General features: G+C 56.3%; 23 protein-coding genes. 18 read left to right on the top strand and 5 right to left on the bottom strand.

The window, feature by feature from the left end; translation table 11 throughout:
* The first annotated feature begins 14 nt into the window (after window positions 1-14).
* The 3 genes from pldB to Q1L34_RS25185 all read left to right on the top strand — a co-directional run bounded on the left by pldB (window position 15) and on the right by Q1L34_RS25185 (window position 2,840).
* Window positions 15-1,037 carry a lysophospholipase L2 gene (gene pldB / locus Q1L34_RS25195; protein WP_004869634.1) on the top strand — a complete coding sequence of 341 codons (1,023 nt, stop codon included), beginning with the start codon at window positions 15-17 and terminating at the stop codon, window positions 1,035-1,037.
* A gap of 14 nt (window positions 1,038-1,051) precedes the next feature.
* The gene (yigL, locus tag Q1L34_RS25190; RefSeq protein WP_163980683.1) at window positions 1,052-1,852 is read left to right on the top strand and encodes a sugar/pyridoxal phosphate phosphatase YigL; all 801 of its coding nucleotides are present in this window, start codon (window positions 1,052-1,054) and stop codon (window positions 1,850-1,852) included.
* Between the two features lie 88 nt (window positions 1,853-1,940).
* A complete protein-coding gene (locus Q1L34_RS25185; RefSeq protein ID WP_004869640.1) occupies window positions 1,941-2,840 on the top strand; it encodes a carboxylate/amino acid/amine transporter in 900 nt (299 codons plus the stop codon).
* Here the strand turns inward: Q1L34_RS25185 and metR are convergent.
* The gene (gene metR, locus Q1L34_RS25180) at window positions 2,728-3,681 is read right to left on the bottom strand and encodes an HTH-type transcriptional regulator MetR (RefSeq protein WP_004869643.1); all 954 of its coding nucleotides are present in this window, start codon (window positions 3,679-3,681) and stop codon (window positions 2,728-2,730) included. The two genes, Q1L34_RS25185 and metR, sit on opposite strands and share 113 nt — an antisense overlap.
* Window positions 3,682-3,912: 231 nt before the next feature.
* Between metR and metE the strand changes: the two genes are divergently transcribed.
* Window positions 3,913-6,174 (top strand): 5-methyltetrahydropteroyltriglutamate--homocysteine S-methyltransferase, encoded by a 2,262-nt coding sequence (gene metE, locus Q1L34_RS25175; protein WP_004869646.1) that lies wholly within the window; start codon window positions 3,913-3,915, stop codon window positions 6,172-6,174.
* Between the two features lie 161 nt (window positions 6,175-6,335).
* Window positions 6,336-7,025, top strand: coding sequence for a transporter substrate-binding domain-containing protein (locus tag Q1L34_RS25170; protein ID WP_015585395.1), 690 nt, complete (start codon window positions 6,336-6,338; stop codon window positions 7,023-7,025).
* A 4-nt stretch (window positions 7,026-7,029) separates the two neighbouring features.
* On the opposite strand, the gene Q1L34_RS25165 is transcribed toward Q1L34_RS25170, so the two are convergent.
* Window positions 7,030-7,842, bottom strand: coding sequence for a dienelactone hydrolase family protein (locus tag Q1L34_RS25165; RefSeq protein WP_004869653.1), 813 nt, complete (start codon window positions 7,840-7,842; stop codon window positions 7,030-7,032).
* A 266-nt stretch (window positions 7,843-8,108) separates the two neighbouring features.
* Here Q1L34_RS25165 and udp point away from each other — a divergent pair, with 266 nt between their 5' ends.
* The 9 genes from udp (at window position 8,109) to tatD (ending at window position 16,069) form a co-directional block, all read left to right on the top strand.
* Window positions 8,109-8,870, top strand: coding sequence for a uridine phosphorylase (gene udp / locus Q1L34_RS25160; RefSeq protein ID WP_004869655.1), 762 nt, complete (start codon window positions 8,109-8,111; stop codon window positions 8,868-8,870).
* A 139-nt stretch (window positions 8,871-9,009) separates the two neighbouring features.
* Window positions 9,010-10,458, top strand: a complete 1,449-nt coding sequence (gene rmuC, locus Q1L34_RS25155; RefSeq protein ID WP_032718485.1) for a DNA recombination protein RmuC — start codon at window positions 9,010-9,012, stop codon at window positions 10,456-10,458.
* 66 nt (window positions 10,459-10,524) lie between these two features.
* On the top strand, window positions 10,525-11,280 hold the full coding sequence (ubiE, locus tag Q1L34_RS25150; protein ID WP_004869660.1) for a bifunctional demethylmenaquinone methyltransferase/2-methoxy-6-polyprenyl-1,4-benzoquinol methylase UbiE: 756 nt from the start codon (window positions 10,525-10,527) through the stop codon (window positions 11,278-11,280).
* Between the two features lie 13 nt (window positions 11,281-11,293).
* The gene (gene ubiJ, locus Q1L34_RS25145; protein ID WP_004869663.1) at window positions 11,294-11,899 is read left to right on the top strand and encodes a ubiquinone biosynthesis protein UbiJ; all 606 of its coding nucleotides are present in this window, start codon (window positions 11,294-11,296) and stop codon (window positions 11,897-11,899) included.
* Window positions 11,896-13,536: a ubiquinone biosynthesis regulatory protein kinase UbiB gene (gene ubiB / locus Q1L34_RS25140; protein ID WP_004869667.1), complete on the top strand. Its 1,641-nt coding sequence runs from the start codon at window positions 11,896-11,898 to the stop codon at window positions 13,534-13,536. The genes ubiJ and ubiB overlap by 4 nt, the downstream gene beginning before the upstream one ends.
* Window positions 13,537-13,667: 131 nt before the next feature.
* Complete coding sequence (gene tatA, locus Q1L34_RS25135; RefSeq protein ID WP_004869668.1) at window positions 13,668-13,919, top strand: Sec-independent protein translocase subunit TatA; 252 nt, start codon at window positions 13,668-13,670, stop codon at window positions 13,917-13,919.
* 3 nt (window positions 13,920-13,922) lie between these two features.
* Window positions 13,923-14,471, top strand: a complete 549-nt coding sequence (gene tatB / locus Q1L34_RS25130) for a Sec-independent protein translocase protein TatB (RefSeq protein WP_004869670.1) — start codon at window positions 13,923-13,925, stop codon at window positions 14,469-14,471.
* A gap of 2 nt (window positions 14,472-14,473) precedes the next feature.
* Entirely contained in the window at window positions 14,474-15,247 is a 774-nt protein-coding gene (gene tatC / locus Q1L34_RS25125; protein WP_004869672.1) for a Sec-independent protein translocase subunit TatC, read from the top strand.
* A gap of 27 nt (window positions 15,248-15,274) precedes the next feature.
* The gene (gene tatD, locus Q1L34_RS25120) at window positions 15,275-16,069 is read left to right on the top strand and encodes a 3'-5' ssDNA/RNA exonuclease TatD (protein WP_160873640.1); all 795 of its coding nucleotides are present in this window, start codon (window positions 15,275-15,277) and stop codon (window positions 16,067-16,069) included.
* A gap of 8 nt (window positions 16,070-16,077) precedes the next feature.
* Here the strand turns inward: tatD and rfaH are convergent, their stop codons facing one another.
* Window positions 16,078-16,566: a transcription/translation regulatory transformer protein RfaH gene (gene rfaH / locus Q1L34_RS25115; RefSeq protein WP_004869678.1), complete on the bottom strand. Its 489-nt coding sequence runs from the start codon at window positions 16,564-16,566 to the stop codon at window positions 16,078-16,080.
* 177 nt (window positions 16,567-16,743) lie between these two features.
* On the opposite strand from rfaH, the gene ubiD reads away from it, so the two are divergent.
* On the top strand, window positions 16,744-18,213 hold the full coding sequence (gene ubiD / locus Q1L34_RS25110) for a 4-hydroxy-3-polyprenylbenzoate decarboxylase (protein ID WP_004869680.1): 1,470 nt from the start codon (window positions 16,744-16,746) through the stop codon (window positions 18,211-18,213).
* Between the two features lie 55 nt (window positions 18,214-18,268).
* Entirely contained in the window at window positions 18,269-18,970 is a 702-nt protein-coding gene (gene fre / locus Q1L34_RS25105) for an NAD(P)H-flavin reductase (RefSeq protein ID WP_004869682.1), read from the top strand.
* A 295-nt stretch (window positions 18,971-19,265) separates the two neighbouring features.
* Here the strand turns inward: fre and fadA are convergent, their stop codons facing one another.
* Together fadA and fadB are read right to left on the bottom strand one after the other, a co-directional pair.
* Complete coding sequence (fadA, locus tag Q1L34_RS25100) at window positions 19,266-20,429, bottom strand: acetyl-CoA C-acyltransferase FadA (protein WP_004869684.1); 1,164 nt, start codon at window positions 20,427-20,429, stop codon at window positions 19,266-19,268.
* Window positions 20,430-20,438: 9 nt separating this feature from the next.
* Entirely contained in the window at window positions 20,439-22,628 is a 2,190-nt protein-coding gene (fadB, locus tag Q1L34_RS25095; protein ID WP_004869686.1) for a fatty acid oxidation complex subunit alpha FadB, read from the bottom strand.
* A gap of 191 nt (window positions 22,629-22,819) precedes the next feature.
* Between fadB and pepQ the strand changes: the two genes are divergently transcribed.
* Window positions 22,820-24,151: a Xaa-Pro dipeptidase gene (gene pepQ, locus Q1L34_RS25090; RefSeq protein WP_004869689.1), complete on the top strand. Its 1,332-nt coding sequence runs from the start codon at window positions 22,820-22,822 to the stop codon at window positions 24,149-24,151.
* Complete coding sequence (locus Q1L34_RS25085) at window positions 24,151-24,765, top strand: IMPACT family protein (protein ID WP_015585390.1); 615 nt, start codon at window positions 24,151-24,153, stop codon at window positions 24,763-24,765. The genes pepQ and Q1L34_RS25085 overlap by 1 nt, the downstream gene beginning before the upstream one ends.
* Window positions 24,766-24,783 lie beyond the last annotated feature (18 nt).

Genomic DNA, 24,783 nt, shown 5'->3' with positions numbered 1-24,783 from the left:
GGGGTGTAAGCCCGATGTTTCGGCAGCAAAAGGATTGGGATACACGAGAAAACGCGTTTGCGGCTTTTACGATGGGGCCACTTACCGATTTCTGGCATCAGCGGGAAGAGGCGGAATTCAGGGGCGTTGATGATGTCCCGGTCCGTTTTGTTCGCTTTTGCGCCAAAGAAAACGATCGGGTCGTGGTCATCTGTCCGGGGCGTATTGAAAGCTACGTGAAATACGCCGAGCTGGCTTACGATCTGTTCCACAGCGGTTTCGACGTGATGATTATCGACCATCGCGGCCAGGGGCGTTCCGGGCGAATATTGACCGACAGCCATCGCGGCCACGTGGTGCGCTTTAGCGATTATGTTGACGATCTGGCTGCGCTCTGGCAGCAGGAAGTTGCCCCCGGCCACTGGCGAAAAAGGTTTATCCTCGCCCATTCGATGGGGGGCGCCATTGCGACGCTGTTTTTGCAGCGTCACCAGCAGCATTGCGACGCTATTGCGCTGTGCGCGCCTATGTTCGGTATCGTCATGCGTTTCCCGGACTGGATGGTACGCCATATTCTCGATTGGGCTGAGGGCCATCAGCGCATTCGTGAAGAGTATGCGCTGGGTACCGGTCGCTGGCGGGCGCTGCCCTTTTCGGTCAACGTGCTGACGCACAGTCGCCAACGCTATCGTCGTAATCTGCGCTTCTATGCCGATGAACCACAGCTGCGCGTCGGCGGGCCAACCTACCACTGGGTGCGTGAGGGGATCCTCGCAGGTGAAGAGGCGCTGGCGGGCGTAGAGAAAGACACCACTCCCACATTGTTATTGCAGGCAGAAGAAGAACGCGTAGTCGATAACCGCATGCACGAACGCTACTGCGAACTCCGTGCCGCGGCAGGTCGGCCCTGCGAAGGTAATAAGCCGCTTGTTATAGAAGGGGCATACCATGAGATCCTTTTTGAAAAGGACGCCATGCGCTCAGTCGCGCTGAATGCCATCGTCGATTTTTTCAGTCGACACAATGAATCCGACGAAAACGCTCGTCGCCCTGCTTAGAGGTTAAAATTTTTATGTACCAGGTTGTTGCGTCTGACTTAGATGGCACGCTGCTTTCTCCCGATCACTACTTAACTCCCTACGCAAAAGAGACGCTGCAGCTGCTGACCGCGCGCGGGATCGATTTTGTCTTTGCCACCGGTCGTCATTACATCGATGTCGGTCAGATTCGCGATAATCTCGGCATCCGGTCCTACATGATCACCTCCAACGGCGCGCGCGTGCACGACGGCGAGGGGAAACAGATCTTTGCCCATAACCTTGACCGCGACATTGCGGCCGATCTGTTTGAAATGATGCGCAATGACCCGAAAGTGGTGACCAACGTCTACCGCGAAGATGAGTGGTATATGAACCGCCACCGCCCGGAAGAGATGCGTTTTTTCAAAGAGGCCGTCTTCAACTATCAGCTCTACGAAGCGGGCGAGCTTGATCCGCAGGGGAGCAGCAAAGTGTTTTTCACCTGCGAGGATCATGAGCATCTGCTGCCGCTGGAGCAGGCGATCAACGCCCGCTGGGGCGATCGCGTGAACGTCAGCTTCTCCACGCTGACCTGTCTGGAAGTGATGGCCGGTGGCGTGTCGAAGGGGCATGCGCTGGAAGCGGTCGCCAAAATGCTGGGCTATCGCCTGAAAGACTGCATCGCTTTTGGTGATGGCATGAACGACGCAGAAATGCTGTCGATGGCGGGAAAAGGCTGCATTATGCAGAATGCTCACCAGCGGCTGAAAGACCTGCATCCGGATCTGGAAGTGATCGGCAGCAACGCTGACGATGCGGTGCCGCACTATCTGCGTAAGCTCTATCTCGCCTGATAAAGATTGACGACTGTTTGTTTATTGCTCAGTCGTCAACCTGACTCTCCGCTACAATGAGTGCTCTTCTTCCTGAGAGACATTCATTGTGGCGCTACTGATTATTACCACTATCCTGTGGGCTTTTTCCTTTAGCCTGATAGGCGAATACCTGGCTGGCAGCGTCGATAGCTACTTTTCCGTGCTAATGCGCGTGGGGCTGGCGGCACTGGTGTTTCTGCCGTTTCTGCGTACCCGCGGGCAATCGCCGCGTACTATCGTGCTCTACATGCTGGTCGGCGCCATGCAGCTTGGCATCATGTACCTGCTGGCATTCCGCGCCTATGTGTACCTGACGGTGTCTGAATTCCTGCTGTTTACCGTCTTTACGCCGCTTTATATCACGCTGATTTACGATCTGCTCAGCGGACGCAAGCTCCGCTGGGGATATCTGCTGAGCGCGGGGCTGGCGGTGCTGGGCGCGGCCATTATTCGCTATGACAAAGTGAGCGATCATTTCTGGACGGGGCTGCTGCTGGTTCAGCTGTCGAACCTTAGCTTTGCTATCGGAATGGTGGGCTATAAGCGGCTGATGGAGCTACGTCCTATGCCGCAGCACAACGCGTTTGCGTGGTTCTATATGGGGGCTTTCCTGGTGGCAGTGGCGGCCTGGTTTATGCTGGGCAATCCGCAGAGGCTGCCAACCACAACCCTACAGTGGGGTGTCCTGGTCTGGCTGGGCGTGGCAGCGTCGGGGCTGGGGTACTTTATGTGGAACTACGGGGCCACGCAGGTGGATGCCGGAACGCTGGGCATTATGAATAACGTGCATGTCCCCGCCGGGCTGCTGGTTAACCTTGCCATCTGGCAAGAACAGCCCCACTGGCCGAGCTTTATTACAGGAGCTCTGGTGATCCTGGCCTCACTGTGGGTCCATCGCCGTTGGGTCGCTCCGCACTCCGGACAAACGGCAAATGATCGCAAGCGTGATTCCGCGCTGAGCGAATAAACGCTTCGGTGACCGGCTGGCGCTGCTCGCCGTCGCGTACCGCGGCGTACAGTCGGCTCCACAGTCCTTCGCCCAGGGTTTTGGTGACGACCAGACCCTGGCGCTCAAAACTTTCCACCACCCAGTGCGGCAGGGCGGCGATGCCCATCCGCGCGGCGACCATCTGGATTAACAGCAGGGTATTGTCGACGCTTTTGAGCTGCGGGCTGATGCCGGCCGGCTGCAGGAAGTGGCGCCAGATATCCAGGCGACCGCGCTGAACCGGATAAATCAACAGCAGTTCCGATGCCAGATCTTCCGGCGAGATGCGCGTTTTCGCTGCCAGCGGATGCTCCGGCGCCAGCACCAGGCGAACTTCAAAATCGAACATAGGCGAATAGTGCAGGCCGCTACGCGGCAGGATATCGGAGGTCATGACCAGGTCCAGCTCGCTTTGCTGCAGAGCTGGCTGCGGGTCAAAGGTTACGCCGGACTGAAAATCCACTTCGACATGCGGCCAGCGGGCGCGGAAACTCTCCAGCGCCGGGGTCAACCACTGTATACAGCTATGACACTCGATAGCGATGCGCAGACGGGTTTGCTGCGGCTCGTGGCAGTCCTGCAGCGCGCGGCTGATTTGCGGCAGAACCTGGTTTGCCAGCTGGAGCAGGATCTCCCCCTGTGGGGTGAAGCGCAGAGGCTGACTTTTACGCACAAACAAGCGGAAGCCAAGGCGTTGTTCCAGATCGCTGAACTGGTGAGACAGGGCGGACTGAGTTTGATGCAGAGCTGCCGCAGCGCCTGCCAGCGACCCGCTATTCCGCAACGCCTGTAGCGTTTTCAGGTGTTTTATTTCGATCATGAAAGTCCTTCACTTCGGCATGAATAATTTGCGCTTGAGGAATATACAGTAACCGCCAATTATGGATGTGTAAACATCTGGACGTCTAAATCCTTTATCTTTCGAATTTATGGTGCGTTGGCCGCACTTCCTCACCCCGGTCACTTACTTCAGTAAGCTCCTGGGAATGAGCAAGTTTGCCGCCTTCCCTGAATCCGAAATCTTTCGGATTGCAATCATGAGGCTCAAAAAATGACAATTATTAATCACACCCTCGGTTTCCCTCGCGTTGGTCTACGTCGCGAGCTGAAAAAAGCGCAAGAGAGCTACTGGGCGGGTAACTCAACCCGCGAAGAACTGCTGGCGGTGGGCCGCGAGCTGCGCGCCCGTCACTGGGAGCAGCAGAAGCAGGCGGGCGTTGACCTGCTGCCGGTGGGTGATTTCGCCTGGTACGACCATGTTCTGACTACCAGCCTGCTACTGGGTAACGTGCCGGCTCGTCATCAGAACAAAGATGGCTCGGTTGATATCGATACCCTGTTCCGCATTGGCCGCGGCCGTGCGCCGACCGGCGAACCGGCGGCAGCGGCAGAAATGACCAAATGGTTTAACACCAACTATCACTACATGGTGCCAGAGTTTGTGAAAGGGCAGTCGTTCAAACTGACCTGGACCCAGCTGCTGGATGAAGTGGACGAAGCGCTGGCGCTTGGTCATAAGGTTAAACCCGTCCTGTTGGGGCCGGTCACTTATCTGTGGCTGGGCAAAGTCAAAGGCGAACAGTTTGACCGTTTGAGCCTGCTGAAGGATATCCTGCCGGTTTACCAGCAGGTGCTGGCAGAGCTGGCAAAACGCGGCATCGAGTGGGTACAGATTGACGAGCCGGCTCTGGTGCTGGAACTGCCGCAGGCGTGGCTGGAGGCGTTCAAACCGGCGTATGACGCGCTCGCAGGTCAGGTTAAGCTGCTGCTGACCACCTACTTTGAAGGCATCACCGCCAACCTCGACACCATCACCGCGCTGCCGGTGCAGGGTCTGCACGTTGACCTGGTTCACGGTAAAGATGATGTGGCCGATCTGCACCGGCGTCTGCCAGCCGACTGGCTGCTCTCTGCGGGCCTGATCAACGGCCGTAACGTCTGGCGCGCCGATCTGACGGAGAAGTATGCGCAAATTAAAGACATCGTCGGCCAGCGTGCGCTGTGGATCGCGACTTCATGCTCCCTGTTGCACAGCCCGATCGACCTGAGCGTGGAAACCCGTCTCGATGCGGAAGTGAAAAGCTGGTTCGCTTTTGCCCTGCAGAAATGTACCGAGCTGGCCCTTCTGCGCGATGCGCTGAATAGCGGTGAGACCGCAAAACTGGTTGAATGGAGCGCGCCGATTCAGGCTCGCCGTCACTCTACCCGCGTACATAATGCGGCGGTAGAAAAACGTCTGGCGGCCATTACCGCTCAGGACAGCCAGCGCAACAGCCCATATGCTGAACGCGCCAGGGCGCAGCGTACGCGCTTCAATCTACCGGCGTGGCCGACCACGACCATCGGCTCTTTTCCACAGACTACCGAGATCCGTGGCCTGCGTCTGGACTTCAAAAAAGGCAATCTCGATGCCAACCACTATCGCACCGGTATTGCGGAGCATATCAAGCAGGCGATTGTTGAGCAGGAACGTTTAGGGCTAGATGTTCTGGTTCACGGCGAAGCCGAGCGTAACGACATGGTGGAGTACTTCGGTGAGCATCTCGACGGGTTCATCTTCACGCAAAACGGTTGGGTACAGAGCTACGGCTCCCGCTGCGTGAAGCCGCCGGTGGTCATCGGGGATGTCAGTCGCCCGGAAGCAATCACCGTTGAGTGGGCGAAGTTTGCCCAGTCGCTGACCGACAAGCCGGTGAAAGGCATGCTGACCGGTCCGGTGACGATTCTTTGCTGGTCATTCCCGCGTGAAGACGTCAGTCGCGAAACCATCGCCAAACAGATTGCGCTGGCGCTGCGTGACGAAGTGGCGGATCTGGAGGCGGCCGGTATCGGTATCATCCAGATTGATGAGCCGGCGCTGCGTGAAGGACTGCCGCTCAAGCGTAGCGACTGGGATGCTTATCTGCAGTGGGGCGTGGAAGCCTTCCGGATCAATGCCGCGGTGGCGCGGGATGATACCCAGATCCACACCCATATGTGCTACTGCGAGTTCAACGACATCATGGATTCGATTGCCGCGCTGGATGCGGACGTGATCACCATTGAAACCTCGCGTTCTGACATGGAGCTGCTGGAGTCGTTTGAAGAGTTCGAATACCCGAACGAAATCGGACCGGGCGTGTATGACATCCATTCGCCGAACGTTCCGAGCGTGGAGTGGATTGAAGCACTGCTGGAGAAAGCGGCGCAGCGTATCCCGGCAGAGCGTCTGTGGGTCAACCCGGACTGTGGCCTGAAAACTCGCGGCTGGCCGGAAACCCGCGCCGCGCTGGCTAACATGGTGAAAGCCGCGCAGAATCTGCGTCAGGCATAACTCCGTTAACCCTCGTCCCGGAGGAGGCCCAGGCCTCCTCTTCTTTTCTCTTTTTCTTTTCTCTTTCGTGCTGGCAAATGTCCCGTCTAACCTGCGGAGTGCCTGCGGCTGGGCTACGCTTAGCTGCACTGAGCAAGCACAGACATTTCCGGGGGAGAATGATGACCAGACTCGACGATCCGCAGCGGTCCTTATGTTTTGCTATTAATCTGGGGAACCCGGTTCTCGCCACGTTATTGCCGGATAATACCCCGGGTGGCATCACCGCCGAGTTAGCCAAAAAACTGGCCGCGGAATGCGGTTGCGAGGCGCGATTTGTGACCTGGCCGACGGCCGGGAAAGTGGTTGATGTAGCTTTGCTGGACCAGTGGGATATTGCTTTCCTGGCGATTGATCCCGCTCGTGAAGACAAACTGTGCTTCACCCCGCCGTATGTCACGATTGAAAGTTCAGTGCTGGTCAGAAACGACAGCGATATTCACTCCGTACAAGCGATGGATCGCCCGGGAGTAACGATTAACGTCGGGAGAGGGGCGGCCTATGAACTGTATCTGATTCGAACGCTACGCCATGCGGTGATGCAGCAGTACGCTACCTCCCAGGAGGCGATCCGCGCGTTTATCGCCGGGGAAGGGGAGATGGTTGCCGGGATCCGTCAGCCGCTTGCCAGCGTGGCGCGGGAATATCCCCAGTTTCGCCTCCTGCCTGATAGTTTCAGCCAGATACAGCAAGCGATTTGCGTTCCCCGAAACCGGCTACAGCACTATGAATTTGTCTGTGGTTGTCTGGCGGCATGGAAGAGTGACGGAACGATCGCCGATATGATTAACCGCCATATCGGCAACCGATAGCGGCTTACGCGCGCTTCCCGCCATACTGCGCAAACCATGCCAGCATACGCTGCCAGCCGTCTTTGGCCGATTCTTCATGATAGCTGGCGCGATAATCGGCGTTAAAGGCGTGATCGGCTTCCGGGTAGACGATGATCTCCGCTTTGGCGTTGGCCGCGCGAAGCGCGTGACGCATGGTTTCCACCGTATCCTGCGGAATGCTGGCGTCTTTGCCACCGTACAACCCCAGCACCGGCGCGTTGAGATCAACGGCGATATCCACCGGATATTTCGCTGAGTTCAGGGTTTTCTGCCCGACCAGCTTTCCGTACCAGGCGACGGCGGCTTTTAGCTGCGGGTTATGGGCGGCATAAAGCCAGGTAATGCGTCCACCCCAGCAGAAGCCGGTGATCAGCAGACGATGAGCATCGCCTCCGTGGCGTGCGGCCCAGCTGGCGACATGGTCGAGGTCGGCCAGCACCTGCGCATCCGGCACTTTGCTGACCAGCTCCTGGAACAGGGTGGGGATATCGGTATAGTCATTCGGATCGCCCTGGCGGAAGTAGAGCTCTGGCGCGATAGCCAGATATCCCTCCTGCGCCAGACGGCGGCAAATGTCGCGGATATGTTCATGGACGCCGAAAATTTCCTGAACAACGATAACGACCGGCAGCAGGCCATCGGCGTTCTTCGGACGAGCATGATAGGCCGGCATGTTCTCTCCCTGAGTGGGGATCGACGTTTCGCCTGTGATGATGCTCTCCTCCGAGGTATGAACGGCGGTAGAAGCGTGCGGCGTGGCTGCAGGCGCAAAGCCAGGTTGCTTGGTTGTGGTCATGGTATTCTCCGTACCCTTATTTATTAGCGCATCGATAACTATAGACGCTATCGACCGGACGTTAACAAAGCACAGTGCCTGAAACAGGCTATCTTTTGTTCAGACACGATGAATATAACTTGTTAATGTGATGTTTATCACTTTTTGATGGAAAATCATTGCAATGATTTTTGTTCATGGTGATTTTTGTCACAAAACTAAGCGGGTAGCTTCTGTAAAGTACCGTTTTGCTTCTGCTGATAATTCGACCCACAGAGGAGTTTTTTATGTCTAAGTCTGATGTTTTTCATCTCGGCCTCACCAAAAACGATTTACAAGGGGCTACGCTGGCTATCGTCCCTGGCGATCCGGAGCGTGTGGAAAAGATCGCCGCGCTGATGGATAAGCCGGTCAAGCTGGCATCTCACCGCGAATTTACCTCCTGGCGTGCCGAACTGGATGGCAAGTCGGTCATTGTCTGCTCTACCGGTATCGGCGGCCCGTCAACGTCCATCGCCGTTGAAGAGCTGGCGCAGCTGGGGATTCGTACCTTCCTGCGTATCGGCACCACCGGCGCTATCCAGCCACACATTAACGTCGGTGACGTGCTGGTTACCACCGCATCCGTACGTCTTGATGGCGCGAGTCTGCACTTTGCGCCGATGGAATACCCGGCCGTGGCTGACTTTGCCTGCACCACTGCGCTGGTTGAAGCGGCCAAATCGATCGGCGCGACCACCCATATCGGCGTGACCGCATCATCTGACACCTTCTACCCGGGCCAGGAGCGCTACGACACCTTCTCCGGTCGCGTGGTCAGCCGTTTTAAAGGTTCTATGGAAGAGTGGCAGTCAATGGGGGTCATGAACTACGAGATGGAGTCTGCGACTCTGCTGACCATGTGTGCCAGCCAGGGGCTGCGTGCCGGGATGGTTGCCGGGGTTATCGTCAACCGTACCCAGCAGGAAATTCCGAACGCGGAAACCATGAAGCAAACCGAAAGCCACGCGGTAAAAATCGTCGTCGAAGCGGCTCGCCGTCTGCTGTAATTCCTCGCCTCTCCACCCAGGGCCGGATCTTCCGGCCTTTCTTTTTTGCGCTGCGCCTCGCAGGAAATCTCTTTTAAACTGGACGTTTGTACAGCACAATTCTATTTTTGTGCCGTAAGTTGTTGCCGCAGGGGGCGTTGTGGATATCTCGATTGTGATAAGTGCCATCGTGGCGCTGGCCGTAGGGCTGGTCGCAGGGTGGCTGGCGACCAAAGCCAAAGCTGACCAAATTCGCGCCGACCTTATCGAGGAGCGCCGTGAACTGGATATCGAGCTCAGCGCCGCGCGCCAGCAGCTGGTGCAGGAGGCCCACTGGCGCGATGAATGTGAGTTGCTGAATAACGAACTGCGCAGCCTGCGTGATATCAATAGCTCTCTGGAGGCCGATCTCCGCGAAGTCACCACCCGCCTTGAATCTACCCGGATCCACGCCGAGGATAAAATCCGCCAGATGGTGAACAGCGAACAGCGTCTGAGCGAGCAGTTTGAAAACCTGGCAAACCGCATTTTCGAACACAGCAACCGGCGCGTCGATGAGCAGAACCGGCAGAGTTTACATGGCCTGCTGACGCCGCTGCGTGAACAGCTGGACGGTTTCCGCCGCCAGGTGCAGGACAGTTTTGGCCAGGAGGCGCGTGAGCGGCATACGCTGGCCCATGAGATCCGCAATCTGCAGCAGCTGAACGCGCAGATGGCGCAGGAGGCGTTGAACCTGACCCGGGCGTTGAAAGGGGATAACAAAACGCAGGGTAACTGGGGAGAGGTGGTGCTAACCCGCGTGCTGGAAGCTTCCGGGCTACGCGAAGGGTATGAATACCAGACCCAGGTCAGCATCGAAACAGAAGGTCGTTCGCGCATGCAGCCCGATGTCATCGTTCGCCTGCCGCAGGGGAAAGATGTGGTCATTGATGCCAAAATGACGCTGGTGGCCTACGAACGCTATTTCAATGCCGAAGATGACTACACCCGCGAGGCGGCGCTGCAGGAGCATATCGCCTCGGTGCGTAACCATATTCGCCTGCTCGGACGTAAAGATTATCAACAGCTGCCGGGCCTGCGCTCGCTCGACTATGTGCTGATGTTTATTCCCGTGGAGCCGGCTTTCCTGCTGGCTATCGACCGCCAGCCTGAACTTATCAGCGAAGCGCTGAAGAACAACATTATGCTGGTCAGTCCGACGACGCTGCTGGTGGCGCTGCGGACGATTGCCAATCTCTGGCGTTATGAACATCAAAGCCGCAATGCGCAGAAAATCGCTGAGCGCGCAGGTCGTCTGTACGACAAAATGCGACTGTTCGTTGATGATATGTCCGCCATTGGGCAGAGCCTGGATAAAGCCCAGGATAACTATCGCCAGGCGATGAAAAAGCTTGCTTCCGGGCGCGGAAATCTGCTGGTGCAGGCAGAAGCGTTCCGCGGTCTTGGCGTTGAAGTGAAGCGCGGGATTAATCCTGATTTAGTCGATCAGGCAACGGCTCAGGATGACGAATATCGTTCTGAAGAAGACGAAAAAGCGCTTGAAGATAACGAATATACCTCCGATCCGGCCGATGAGACGATGTCCGGCGAGTCCTCTATGCCGCGTTGAACCGTATGGGAAATGCGCTGAATCTGTTACACTCGGCGAACATTTTCTTGATAAGCAGGCATTGAGATGGTTGAGGATTCACAAGAAACGACGCACTTTGGTTTTCAGACGGTAGCCAAAGAGCAGAAGGCGGACATGGTGGCACATGTATTCCATTCTGTGGCCGCAAAATATGATGTTATGAATGATCTGATGTCGTTCGGTATTCATCGTTTGTGGAAGCGTTTCACCATCGATTGCAGCGGCGTACGCCGTGGACAGACCGTTCTGGACCTGGCCGGCGGCACCGGCGACCTGACGGCGAAGTTCTCTCGTCTGGTGGGTGAAACGGGGCGCGTCATGCTGGCAGATATCAACGACTCTATGCTGAAAATGGGGCGCGAAAAGCTGCGCAACATCGGCATCGTCGGCAACGTTGAATACGTTCAGGCTAACGCAGAAGCGCTGCCGTTTGCCGACAACACTTTTGACTGCATCACGATTTCATTTGGCCTGCGTAACGTCACCGATAAAGAAAAGGCGCTGCGTTCAATGTATCGCGTCCTGAAGCCGGGCGGTCGTCTGCTGGTGCTCGAGTTCTCGAAACCGATTATTGAGCCGCTCAGCAAAGCCTATGATGCCTACTCCTTCCACGTGCTGCCGCGCGTAGGGGAACTGGTTGCCAAAGACGGTGAAAGCTATCGCTACCTGGCGGAATCTATTCGTATGCACCCGAATCAGGACACCCTGAAAGCCATGATGCAGGACGCCGGTTTCGAAAACGTCGACTACTACAACCTGACGGCTGGTATCGTTGCGTTGCACCGCGGTTATAAGTTCTGACAGGAGGGATCGCATGCCTTTCAAACCACTGGTTACCGCTGGCATTGAAACCGCCCTCAATACCTTTCTCTGGCGCGACAAAGCGTTAAAACCTGCTCGCCAGCGTCTGCTGGGGAAGGTGCTGCGCGTTGAGCTGAAGGAGCTGTCGACGCCGGTTGTGCTGGTCTTCAGCGAGCGTCAGGTGGATGTGCTGGGGACCTGGGAAGGCGATGCCGACTGTACCGTCATTACTCGTCTCAGCGTGCTGCCACAGCTGCGCAACCGTCAACAGCTCACGGCGCTTATTCGCAGCGGTGATCTGGAAGTGCAGGGCGACCTGCAGGTGGTGCAGAACACGGTGGCGCTATGTGACCTGGCGGAATTCGATCCGGCTGAGCTGCTGGCGCCTTACACCGGCGATATCGTTGCGGAAGGGGTCAGTAAGGTCTTTCGCTCCGGAGCTCGTTTTCTGCTGCACGGCGCTCAGCGTCAGCAGCGGTATGTCGCTGAAGCGCTGACCGAAGAGTGGCGTATGGCGCCTGGGCCGCTGGAAATGGCCTGGTTTGGCGAAGAGACCGCGGCTGTGGAACGCGCGCTTTCCGCACTGGAAAAACGGCTGGAAACGCTGGAGGGCAAATGACGCCAGGAGAATTACGGCGCCTGTATCTTATTATCCGCACCTTTTTGAGCTATGGGCTTGATGAGCTCATTCCCAAAATGCGTATCACGCTGCCGCTGCGTATCGGGCGGCGGATGCTGTTCTGGATGCCGAATCGTCATAAAAACCAACCTCTCGGCGAACGTCTGCGCCTTGCGCTGCAGGAGCTGGGGCCGGTGTGGATCAAGTTCGGCCAGATGCTCTCCACCCGCCGCGATCTGTTCCCGCCGCAAATCGCCGATCAGCTCGCGCTGCTGCAGGATCGCGTAGCGCCCTTCGATGGCCGGTTGGCAAAACAGCAGATCGAACAGGCGATGGGCGGTCTTCCCGTAGAGGCCTGGTTTGACGATTTCTCGATTGAACCGCTGGCATCGGCCTCTATTGCGCAGGTCCATACCGCACGGCTGAAAGAAAACGGTAAAGAGGTCGTTATCAAAGTGATCCGCCCGGATATCGTGCCGGTGATTAAAGCGGACATGAAGCTTATCTATCGTCTCGCGCGCTGGGTGCCGCGTTTACTGCCCGACGGTCGCCGCCTGCGCCCGCAGGAAGTGGTTCGCGAATACGAAAAAACGCTGCTGGATGAACTCAACCTGCTACGTGAATCGGCGAACGCCATTCAGCTGCGGCGCAACTTTGAAGACAGCCCGATGCTATATGTACCGGAGGTCTACTCCGATTACTGTAGCGAAAACATGATGGTCATGGAGCGGATTTACGGGATCCCGGTTTCCGACGTGGAGGCGCTGGAAGCGCAGGGCACGAACATGAAGCTGCTGGCGGAACGCGGCGTGCAGGTCTTTTTCACCCAGGTGTTCCGCGACAGCTTCTTCCACGCAGACATGCATCCAGGCAATATTTTTGTTAGCTACGACCATCCGGAGAACCCCCAGTACATCGGGATCGACTGCGGTATCGTGGGGTCGCTGAACAAAGAAGATAAGCGCTACCTGGCGGAAAACTTCATTGCGTTCTTCAACCGCGATTATCGTAAAGTCGCCGAGCTGCACGTAGATTCAGGCTGGGTTCCTGCGGATACCAATGTTGAAGAGTTCGAGTTTGCTATTCGCACCGTCTGCGAGCCGATCTTCGAGAAGCCGCTGGCTGAGATCTCGTTTGGTCATGTGCTGCTGAACCTGTTTAACACCGCCCGGCGCTTCAATATGGAAGTGCAGCCGCAGCTGGTATTACTGCAGAAGACATTACTTTACGTAGAAGGGGTAGGCCGCCAGCTCTATCCTCAGTTAGACTTGTGGAAAACGGCGAAACCTTTCCTTGAGTCGTGGATTAAAGATCAGGTCGGCATTCCGGCGCTGGTGCGTGCGTTTAAAGAAAAAGCGCCGTTCTGGATCGAAAGAATGCCGGAAATACCTGAGCTGGTGTACCAGACTTTGCAGCAAAGCAAACAGCTGCAGACCAGCGTGGATACCATCGTGCGCGACTTCCAGGTGCGACATGTTCGTCAGGGGCAGTCCCGTTATCTGTTTGGTATAGGCGCGGTTCTGTTACTGAGTGGTACGCTGTTATTTATCCACCGCCCGGAATGGGGCATGATGCCAGGCTGGCTGATGGCCGCTGGCGCGGTGTCCTGGCTGATTGGCTGGCGGAAAACGCACTGATGGGAAGCGCCTTTATCACCGCGCATTCGTTGTTGCGCGAAGTCATACGAGCGGCCTGACAAAGAGGCGGCTTGTGGGATGACGTGTATAATGCGTCCTAATAATTCATCATCTGTCATAGAGGAATGTGTATGGGTGGTATCAGTATTTGGCAGTTATTAATTGTTGTCGTCATTGTGGTTCTGCTTTTCGGGACGAAAAAGCTGAGCTCGCTGGGGTCAGATTTGGGTGCATCGATTAAAGGCTTTAAAAAGGCCATGAGCGATGATGAAAAACCTGAAAAGTCTGCTCCGGATGCAGATTTCACGGCGAAATCGATCGCCGATAAGCCGGATGATGCGAAAAAAGACGAGACAAAACGCCACGACAAAGAGCAGGTGTAATTCGTGTTCGATATCGGTTTTAGTGAACTACTGCTGGTGTTCGTTATTGGCCTCATTGTTCTGGGGCCACAGCGATTGCCTGTAGCGGTAAAAACGGTGGCCAGCTGGATTCGTACGCTACGATCGCTGGCGGCCACCGTACAAAATGAGATCACTCAGGAACTAAAACTGCAGGAGTTCCAGGAAAGCCTGAAGAAAGTGGAAAAGGCGAGCCTGGATAACCTGACGCCGGAGCTGAAAGCGTCGATGGATGAGCTGCGTGAAGCCGCTGAATCTATGAAACGTTCTTATACCGCCCACGATCCTGAGAAAGCGAGCGACGAAGCGAACACGATTCATAACCCGGTAGTGAAGGGCAGTGAAGCGCAGCGCCAGGACATTACGCCGGCGACGGCTGAACATCAGGCCAGCGCGCCCGTTCACGCTCCAGCCGCAGAAGAGAGCGTGGCGTCAGAGCAGCCGGCTGCGCAGCCTGACCCTCTCCCGGTCGCCAAAGAAAAAGTTGCCGTGACAGCTTCCGATTCCTCCCCTGCATCGAGTGATAAACCGTAAAAATGGGCGTAGAAGATACTCAACCGCTAATTTCGCATTTGATTGAGCTGCGCAAGCGCCTGATCAATAGCATCATCGCGATACTGGTCATTTTTCTGGCGTTAGTGTACTTCGCCAACGACATCTATCAGCTGGTTTCCGCACCGCTTATCCGGCAGATGCCGGTGGGTGCAACGATGATCGCCACCGACGTGGCTTCCCCTTTCTTTACGCCGATCAAACTGACCTTCATGGTTTCGGTGATTCTGTCGGTGCCGGTTATTCTTTACCAGGTCTGGGCGTTTGTTGCCCCGGCGCTGTATAAACATGAGCGTCGGCTGGTTATGCCGCTGCTGGTTTCCAGTACGCTGCTGTTCTATATCGGTATGGCGTTTGCCTACTTTGTCGTTTTCCCGCTGGCGTTTGGTTTCCTGACCCACGCGGCGCCGGAGGGCGTGCAGGTCTCGACGGATATTCGCAGCTATCTCGATTTCGTCATGGCGCTGTTTATCGCCTTTGGCGTTTCGTTTGAAGTGCCGGTTGCGATCGTGCTGCTGTGCTGGATGGGCGTCACGACCCCGGAAGATTTGCGTAAGAAGCGGCCGTACGTGCTGGTGGGAGCATTCGTCGTCGGCATGCTGCTGACGCCGCCGGATGTCTTCTCGCAAACGCTGCTGGCGATTCCGATGTACTGCTTGTTTGAGATCGGGGTTTTCTTTGCGCGTTTCTATACCGGAAAACGTCTGACGCGTGACGAGGATGCCGCCGCTGAAGAAGCGGGGAGCAAAGAAGAGTAACCAGCCGCCCGTCAGGGCGGTTGTCATATTGGAGAAGCGATGTTTGATATCGGCGTCAATCTGACCAGTCCACAGTTTTCCCGCGATCGCGATGAGGTCGTGGCCCGCGCTCAGGCGGCGGGCGTGACCGGCATGCTGTTCACCGGGACTAACCTGCATGAAAGCGAGCAGGCCCGGCAGCTGGCACATCGCTATACCCGCTGCTGGTCAACCGCCGGCGTGCATCCGCATGACAGCAGCAGCTGGACGGCAGCGGTGGCCGACTCCATCTTTCAGCTGGCGCGCCAGCCGGAGGTCATCGCTATCGGCGAATGTGGGCTGGACTTCAACCGCAACTTTTCTACTCCTCAGGAGCAAGAGGCCGCCTTCAGCGCACAGCTGGCGCTGGCAGCCGAGCTGTCTATGCCGGTTTTTTTGCACTGCCGCGATGCCCATGAACGTTTTCTGACGCTCCTGACGCCCTGGCTGGATAAACTGCCTGGTGCGGTGCTGCACTGCTTTACCGGAACCCGCGAAGAAATGCGTGCCTGTGTGAACCACGGTTTGTATATTGGCATTACAGGCTGGGTCTGCGACGAGCGACGCGGACTGGAGCTGCGCGCGCTGTTGCCGGATATCCCGGCAGAACGCCTGTTGATTGAAACGGATGCCCCGTATTTGCTGCCCCGCGACCTTAGCCCGAAGCCCGCTTCCCGGCGCAATGAACCGGTATATCTGCCGCATATTCTGGCCAGTATTGCGGGATGGCGCGGGGAGGAGGCTCAGCGGCTGGAAGAGATCGCTGACACGAATGTCAGAACGCTCTTTGGCATCCGTTTTTAAGCGTACCGTCAGATTTTATGAAAGTCGGTATTTTTGATGCTTTGCAGTACCTGTTTGTTAAGCAGATTCAGCAGCAGCATGGAGCGCGCTTCACCATCCGGTTCGCTAAAGATAGCCTGCAGGCCTTCAAACGCGCCGTCGGTAATCAAGACGAAGTCACCTTCGTGCGGCGTTTCCGGGTCGGTGATGCCTTCCGGCTTATAGATAGAGAGCTGGTGAATGACCGCGGACGGTACCGTGGCTGGCTGGGCGCCAAAGCGCACGAAGTTATTCACACCTCGCGTGGCGCTGATAGTTGTAGTGTGGATAATTTCCGGATCGAATTCGACAAACAGGTAATTGGGGAACAAAGGTTCACTGACCGTAGTGCGTTTGCCGCGGATGATTTTTTCCAGTGCGATCGTCGGCATCAGGCAATTCACTGCCTGTCGTTCGAGGTGTTCCTGGGCGCGCTGAAGCTGCCCACGTTTGCAATACAGTAAATACCAGGCTTGCATAATAACTCTTTCCACTCTATTAGCTGCAAGCATAACAAAAGCCTGGGGCGATCGCGAAAGCCAATATAAGTGAAATCAAAAATTCTATGTTCTTTCACTCTAATTTAACAAAAGTACAGCATGGCGCTGGCGAACACCGTATAATCAGCCGCCTGTATAGAGGTTAATAATAACTCCATGAAATACCACGATCTACGCGACTTTCTGACATTACTGGAGCAGCAGGGCGAACTGAAAAGAATATCCCTGCCGGTCGATCCGCACCTTGAGATCACCGAAATTGCCGATCGCACTTTACGTGCCGGCGGCCCGGCCCTGCTTTTTGAAAACCCCAAAGGCTACACCATGCCCGTGTTGTGCAATCTGTTTGGCACTCCGCGCCGCGTCGCCATGGGAATGGGGCAGGAGGATGTCAGCTCGTTGCGTGAAGTGGGTAAGCTGCTGGCTTTTCTGAAAGAGCCGGAACCGCCGAAAGGCTTTCGCGATCTGTTCGATAAGCTGCCGCAGTTCAGGCAGGTCTTGAATATGCCGACAAAGCGCCTGCGCGGAGCACCCTGCCAGCAAAAGATCATTGAAGGCGACAACGTTGATTTGACGCGTATCCCGATCATGACCTGCTGGCCAGAAGATGCTGCCCCGCTGATTACCTGGGGACTGACGGTTACTCGTGGTCCGCATAAGGAACGGCAGAACCTGGGCATCTATCGCCAGCAGCTCATTGGTAAGAACAAGCTGATCATGCGCTGGCTCTCCCATCGCGGCGGCGCGCTGGATTTTCAGGAGTGGTGTGCGGCTCATCCGGACGAACGTTTTCCGGTTTCCGTGGCGCTGGGCGCTGACCCGGCGACCATCCTTGGGGCCGTCACTCCGGTTCCCGATACGCTGTCAGAGTATGCGTTTGCCGGCCTGCTACGCGGCACCAAAACGGAAGTGGTCAAGTGCATTTCCAACGATCTTGAAGTACCGGCCAGCGCGGAAATTGTGCTGGAAGGGTATATTGAGCCAGGTGAAATGGCACCGGAAGGGCCGTACGGCGATCATACCGGCTACTACAATGAAGTGGATAATTTCCCGGTATTTACGGTTACGCATATCACTCAGCGTGAAGATGCGATTTATCATTCAACGTATACCGGACGCCCGCCGGATGAACCTGCGGTCCTGGGCGTCGCGCTGAACGAAGTCTTCGTGCCGATTCTGCAAAAGCAGTTCCCTGAAATTGTTGATTTCTACCTGCCGCCGGAAGGTTGCTCTTATCGTCTGGCCGTGGTCACGATGAAGAAACAGTACGCCGGACATGCCAAGCGCGTCATGATGGGCGTGTGGTCATTCCTGCGCCAGTTTATGTACACCAAGTTCGTGATCGTCTGCGATGATGACGTTAATGCACGCGACTGGAACGACGTGATCTGGGCGATTACTACCCGAATGGACCCGGCTCGTGATACGGTACTGGTAGAAAATACGCCGATCGATTATCTGGATTTTGCCTCGCCGGTTTCCGGCCTGGGTTCAAAAATGGGGCTGGATGCCACAAATAAATGGCCAGGCGAAACCCAGCGTGAATGGGGTCGTCCTATTAAGAAGGATCCTGAGGTGACGGCGCGCGTTGACGCCATCTGGGATGAGCTGGCTATCTTTAAATAACAGTAAGCGGGGCTAACGCCGCTGTTTTGCTCTATAGACCCGACAGAGGGGACGCATGACAACCTTAAGCTGTAAAGTGACCTCGGTGGAGGCAATTACCGATACCGTGTATCGCGTTCGATTAGTGCCGGAAGCGGCGTTTTCTTTCCGCGCTGGTCAATATTTGATGGTGGTAATGGACGAGCGTGACAAGCGTCCGTTCTCCATGGCTTCCACTCCGGCGGAGCAGGAATGTATTGAACTGCATATCGGCGCCTCTGAGCTCAACCTGTATGCGATGGCGGTGATGGATCGCATTCTGAAAGAGCGCGAGATCGAGGTTGATATTCCGCATGGTGAGGCCTGGCTGCGTGAGGACGAAGATCGTCCGCTCATTCTCATCGCCGGAGGAACCGGGTTCTCCTATGTGCGTTCCATTCTGCTCACGGCGCTGGCTCGTAACCCGAACCGCGATATCGCAGTGTACTGGGGCGGTCGCGAAGCGAAACATCTCTACGATCTGGCAGAGCTGGAAGCGCTGAGCGTGGAGCACCCGGGTCTGCGTGTTGAGCCGGTGGTGGAACAGCCGGAAGAAGAGTGGCGTGGGCGCTCTGGCACCGTGTTGACCGCGGTACTGCAGGACTATGGCACTCTGGCAGAGCATGATATTTATATTGCCGGCCGCTTCGAAATGGCAAAAATTGCCCGTGAGCTGTTCTGCAATGAGCGCAATGCCCGCGAAGATCGCCTGTTTGGCGATGCGTTTGCCTTTATCTGATTCTCATGCCCTCTTCTTCAGGGAGAGGGAAGAGAACGGCAGAAATAAAAAACCCGCCCCTGACAGGCGGGAAAAACGGCAACTAAACCCCCTCTCTTCGCCATGGTCACCATAACTGCGTTGGCTGCGCTTATTCACCCGAATCACTGACGGTGGGTAAGTTCATCGGGATGAATAAGGGACATCCACGTCCCTCACCAAAGGCAGCCTTCGGCTGTTCAAATTCGTTCCTGACGAATTGGCCATTCGCTTGCCGCCTTGTTCTGGCACCCATGGTTTTGAGATAACTCTTTAATCAAACACGCTCGAATACCGTCGCAATGCCCTGACCTAAACCAATACACATGGTAGCCAGACCGAACTGTGCGTCTTTACGCTCCATCTGGTTAATCAAGGTTGTACTGATACGTGCGCCGGAGCAGCCGAGCGGGTGACCCAGGGCAATCGCGCCGCCGTTGAGATTGATCTTCTCGTCGATCTGCTCCATCAGGCCAAGATCTTTAATGCACGGCAGGATCTGCGCGGCAAAGGCCTCATTCATTTCAAAAACGTCGATATCGCTGGTAGCCAGTCCGGCCTTTTTCAGCGCCAGCTTTGATGCCGGTACCGGACCATAACCCATAATCGATGGGTCACAGCCGACCACCGCCATGGAGCGCACGCGAGCGCGCGGTTTCAGCCCCAGTTCGCGGGCACGGCTTTCGCTCATTAATAACATGGCGGCTGCGCCGTCGGAGAGCGCGGATGAAGTTCCTGCCGTGACGGTGCCGGTCACCGGGTCGAATGCGGGTCTTAATGCAGCCAGCGCTTCCACGGTCGTTTCCGGGCGGATCACTTCGTCATAGTTAAATGACTTCAGCACGCCGTCGGCATCATGGCCGCCTGTCGGAATGATTTCCGCTTTAAATGCGCCGGACTGCGTTGCCGCCCATGCGCGAGCGTGGGAACGCGCGGCGAACTGGTCCTGCATTTCCCGGCTGATGCCGTGCAGACGCGCCAGCATTTCGGCGGTCAACCCCATCATACCGGCCGCTTTTGCCACGTTACGACTCAGACCCGGGTGAAAATCCACGCCATGGCTCATCGGGACGTGGCCCATATGCTCCACGCCGCCAATCAGGCAGACGCTGGCGTCGCCGGTCATGATCATGCGCGCCGCATCGTGCAGCGCCTGCATCGATGAACCGCACAGGCGGTTGACCGTCGTGGCCGGTACCGAATGCGGAATCTCGGCCAGCAGCGCGGCGTTACGCGCAATGTTGAAACCTTGCTCCAGCGTTTGCTGTACGCAGCCCCAGTAAATATCGTCAATCGCGGCCGGATCAAGCGACGGGTTACGCGACAGCAGGCTACGCATCAGGTGCGCAGAGAGGTCTTCCGCGCGCACGTGGCGAAAGGCGCCGCCCTTCGAACGGCCCATCGGGGTGCGAACTGCATCAACAATGACAACCTGTTCCATTGTGACTCCTTAAGCCGTTTTCAGAACGCCCGCCGGGCGGGCTGGTTCTACCGGGGGATAATAGGGTTCGTTATGGCGTGCTTTATTACGCAGTCCTTCCGGCACTTCATACAGCGGACCGAGGTGCTGGTACTGCTGCGCCATATCGAGATATTTTGCGCTGCCCAGGGTATCCAGCCAGCGGAATGCGCCGCCGTGGAACGGAGGGAAGCCGAGACCATAAACCAGCGCCATATCCGCTTCCGCCGGGCTGGCGATAATGCCTTCCTCCAGGCAGCGGACCACTTCGTTGACCATCGGAATCATCATCCGGGCGATAATCTCATCGTCGCTGAAGTCATGTTTTGGCTGACTGACTTCCGCCAGCAGGGCGTCGACGGCCGGGTCTTCTTCTTTCTTCGGTTTGCCTTTACTGTCTTCTTTATACCGCCAGAAGCCGAGACCGTTTTTCTGGCCGAAACGGCTGGCGTCGAACAGCGCGTCGATCGCGTCGCGATAATCTTTCTGCATGCGCTGCGGGAAGCCGGCGGCCATCACCGCCTGCGCGTGGTGTGCGGTGTCGATGCCGACCACGTCGAGCAGGTATGCCGGGCCCATTGGCCAGCCGAACAGTTTCTCCATCACCTTATCGACTTTGCGGAAGTCCGCGCCGTCGCGAAGCAGTTGGCTGAATCCCGCAAAGTAGGGGAACAGCACGCGGTTGACGAAGAAGCCGGGGCAATCGTTAACCACGATCGGCGTTTTGCCCATTTTGCTCGCCCAGGCCACGACTTTTGCGATGGTGTCATCTGAGGTTTTTTCCCCGCGAATCACTTCTACCAGCGGCATGCGATGCACCGGGTTAAAGAAGTGCATACCGCAGAAGTTTTCCGGACGTTTCAGGACGCTGGCCAGCTCACCGATTGGAATCGTTGAAGTGTTAGAAGCCAGAACCGTATCCGGGCGGACTTTCTCTTCGGTTTCCGCCAGCACGGCCTTTTTCACTTTCGGATTCTCGACGACGGCTTCGACCACGACATCTACGCGCTCAAAACCAGCATAATCGAGGGTCGGGTGAATCGTGCCAATAACGCCGGCCAGCTTCAGCCCATCGATTTTGCCGCGCTCAAGCTGCTTGTTGAGCAGCTTAGCGGCTTCGTTCATGCCGAGCGTCAGCGATTTGTCGTTAATGTCCTTCATGATCACCGGCACGCCTTTCCAGGCGGACTGATACGCGATACCGCCACCCATGATCCCGGCCCCCAGCACGGCGGCCTGTTTCGGCGTCTCAACGTTTTTGGTCAGCTTCTTCGCTTTGGCTTTGACATACTGATCGTTAAGGAAGATACCGACCAGTGCGCGGGCCTCTTTGGTGTGCGCCAGCGGGACAAAACTTTGGTTTTCCAGATTCAGCGCCTCTTCGCGGCCGAAACGAGCGGCCGCTTCGATGGTTTTTACCGCTGTTATCGGCGCCGGATAGTGTTTCCCGGCGGTCTGCGCCACCATGCCTTTGGCGATAGTGAAGCTCATGGCCGCTTCAATTTTACTGAGCTTCAATGGCTCCAGCTTCGGCTGGCGCTTCGCTTTCCAGTCCAGGTCGCCGTTAATGGCCTGACGCAGAATGGCGAGTGCGCCATCGCGCAGTTTCTCTGGTTTAACGATACCGTCGACGAGGCCGATTTTCAGCGCCTGATCGGCACTGACATCTTTCCCGGCGGCAATAATTTCCAGCGCGCTATCGGCGCCGAGCAGACGCGGCATTCGTACTGAGCCGCCAAAGCCCGGCATGATACCCAGTTTGGTTTCCGGCAGGCCGATACGCAGATCCGGCGTAGCCAGACGGTAGTCCGTCGCCAGCACGCACTCGCAGCCGCCGCCCAGCGCATAGCCGTTCACCGCAGAAATAGTCGGTACCGGTAAATCTTCCAGGCGGTTAAAGACGCTGTTGGCAAAATGGAGCCACTGGCTCAACTGCTCCTGTGGTACCAGGAACAGGGACAGAAATTCGGTGATGTCAGCGCCGACAATGAAGGCCGCTTTCCCGGAGCGCAGCAACAGCCCCTTAAGATCGTGTTGTTTTTCGAGTACGTCCAGCGCCTCACCGAGGCTGGCTACGGTTGCGGTATCGAGCTTGTTCACCGAGCCGGGAGCATCGAACACCAGTTCGGCAATGCCATCTTCCAGCCAGTCGAGGTACAGGTTGTCGCCTTTGTAGAGCATGTCAGTCTCCTGAATCCAGCAATGTGATCTGGTCGTACCAGATGCAACGGAGTGTGGGATTTATGTTAAAGAATTGCAAATGAGTCTTTAAATAAATGCTGGTCTGATCACACCTGGCGGAAATCACCCTGCCCGGGGCCGATGTGCTAAGATGCGGGGAATTACGATCGAATAAAAGCAAAGGATGAAAGATGGAATCACTAGCCGCGCTCTATAAAAATCATATCGTTACCCTACAAGAACGTACCCGTGATGCTTTAGCTCGTTTTAACCTTGATGCGTTGCTGATTCACTCCGGTGAGCTGGTCAATGTCTTCCTGGACGATCATCCGTACCCGTTTAAGGTCAACCCGCAATTTAAATCCTGGGTCCCGGTGACGCAGGTACCCAACTGCTGGCTGCTGGTTGATGGCGTCAACAAACCGAAACTGTGGTTCTACCTGCCGGTTGATTACTGGCATAACGTTGAACCGCTGCCGACCTCGTTCTGGACGGAAGAGGTTGAAGTGATTGCCCTGCCGAAAGCCGACGGTATTGGCAGCCAGCTGCCTGCGGCGCGCGGCAATATCGCCTATATCGGGCCGGTGCCGGAGCGGGCGCTTGGTCTGGAGATCGCTGCCAGCCATATCAACCCGAAAGGGGTGATTGATTTCCTGCACTACTATCGTTCCTTTAAGACCGATTATGAGTTGGCCTGCATGCGCGAAGCGCAGAAGTCGGCGGTTAACGGGCATCGCGCGGCCCATGAAGCATTCCTCTCAGGAATGAGCGAATTCGATATCAACCAGGCGTATCTGACGGCTACCGGTCATCGCGACACCGATGTGCCTTACAGCAATATCGTGGCGCTTAACGAACATGCCTCTGTACTGCATTACACCAAACTGGATCATCGTGCGCCGGCAGAAGCGCGCAGCTTCTTACTGGATGCCGGAGCGGAATATAACGGCTATGCGGCAGACTTGACGCGTACCTGGGCGGCACACGGCGATAATGACTTTGCCCATTTGATTAAAGACGTTAACGATGAGCAGCTGGCTCTGATTAGCACGATGAAGGCTGGAAAAAGCTATGTGGATTACCACATCCAGTTCCACCAACGCATTGCTAAACTGTTGCGTAAGCACCAGATCGTGACCGACATGAGCGAAGAGGCCATGGTTGAAAACGATCTGACCGGACCGTTTATGCCGCACGGTATTGGCCATCCGCTGGGCCTGCAGGTCCATGATGTGGCCGGTTTCATGCAGGATGATACCGGTACCCATCTGGCGGCGCCGTCGAAGTATCCCTATCTGCGCTGCACGCGTATTTTGCAGCCGCGTATGGTGCTGACCATCGAGCCGGGCATCTACTTTATTGAATCTCTGCTGGCGCCGTGGCGTGAAGGGCAGTTTAGCAAACACTTCAACTGGCAAAAAATTGAAGCATTGAAGCCGTTTGGCGGCATCCGTATTGAAGATAACGTCGTCATCCACGAAAACAGTGTTGAAAATATGACGCGTGACCTGAAACTGGCGTAATGGAAAGCTGGTTGATACCGGCCGCGCCGGTGACCTTTGTCGAAGAGATCAAAAAAAGTCGTTTTATCACGCTGTTGGCACATACTGACGGCGTGGTAGCGGCAAAGGCGTTTGTTGAGTCCGTCAGGGCGGAGCACCCTGACGCCCGTCATCATTGTGTGGCGTGGGTGGCCGGGCCACCCAATGACTCTCAACAGCTGGGTTTTTCTGACGATGGCGAACCGGCAGGCACCGCGGGTAAACCTATGCTGGCGCAGCTGATGGGCAGCGGCGTCGGCGAAATAACGGCCGTCGTGGTACGCTACTACGGCGGTATTTTACTTGGTACCGGCGGTCTGGTTAAAGCGTATGGCGGCGGCGTCCATCAGGCGCTTGCCGGGCTGACAACGCAGCGCAAGACGCCGTTGACCGCATATACTTTGCAGTGTGAGTACGGGCAGTTAGCCGGAGTTGAAACGCTGTTGGCTCAGTTCTCAGGACAAATTGTCGCCAGTGACTATCAGGCCTCCGTCCAGCTTCGTGTGGCGCTTCCGCAAGCTGAAGTGGCGTCTTTTTCGACAAAACTGGCTGATTTTAGTCGTGGTTCGTTGCAATTACTGAAGATTGACGAATAATCCCCACCTGATTTTTTG

The organism is Klebsiella ornithinolytica, assembly GCF_030505655.1.
Classification (GTDB): domain Bacteria; phylum Pseudomonadota; class Gammaproteobacteria; order Enterobacterales; family Enterobacteriaceae; genus Klebsiella; species Klebsiella ornithinolytica.
Note: the sequence above shows the minus strand (reverse complement) of the source record. Positions and strands in the feature narration are given on the sequence as shown.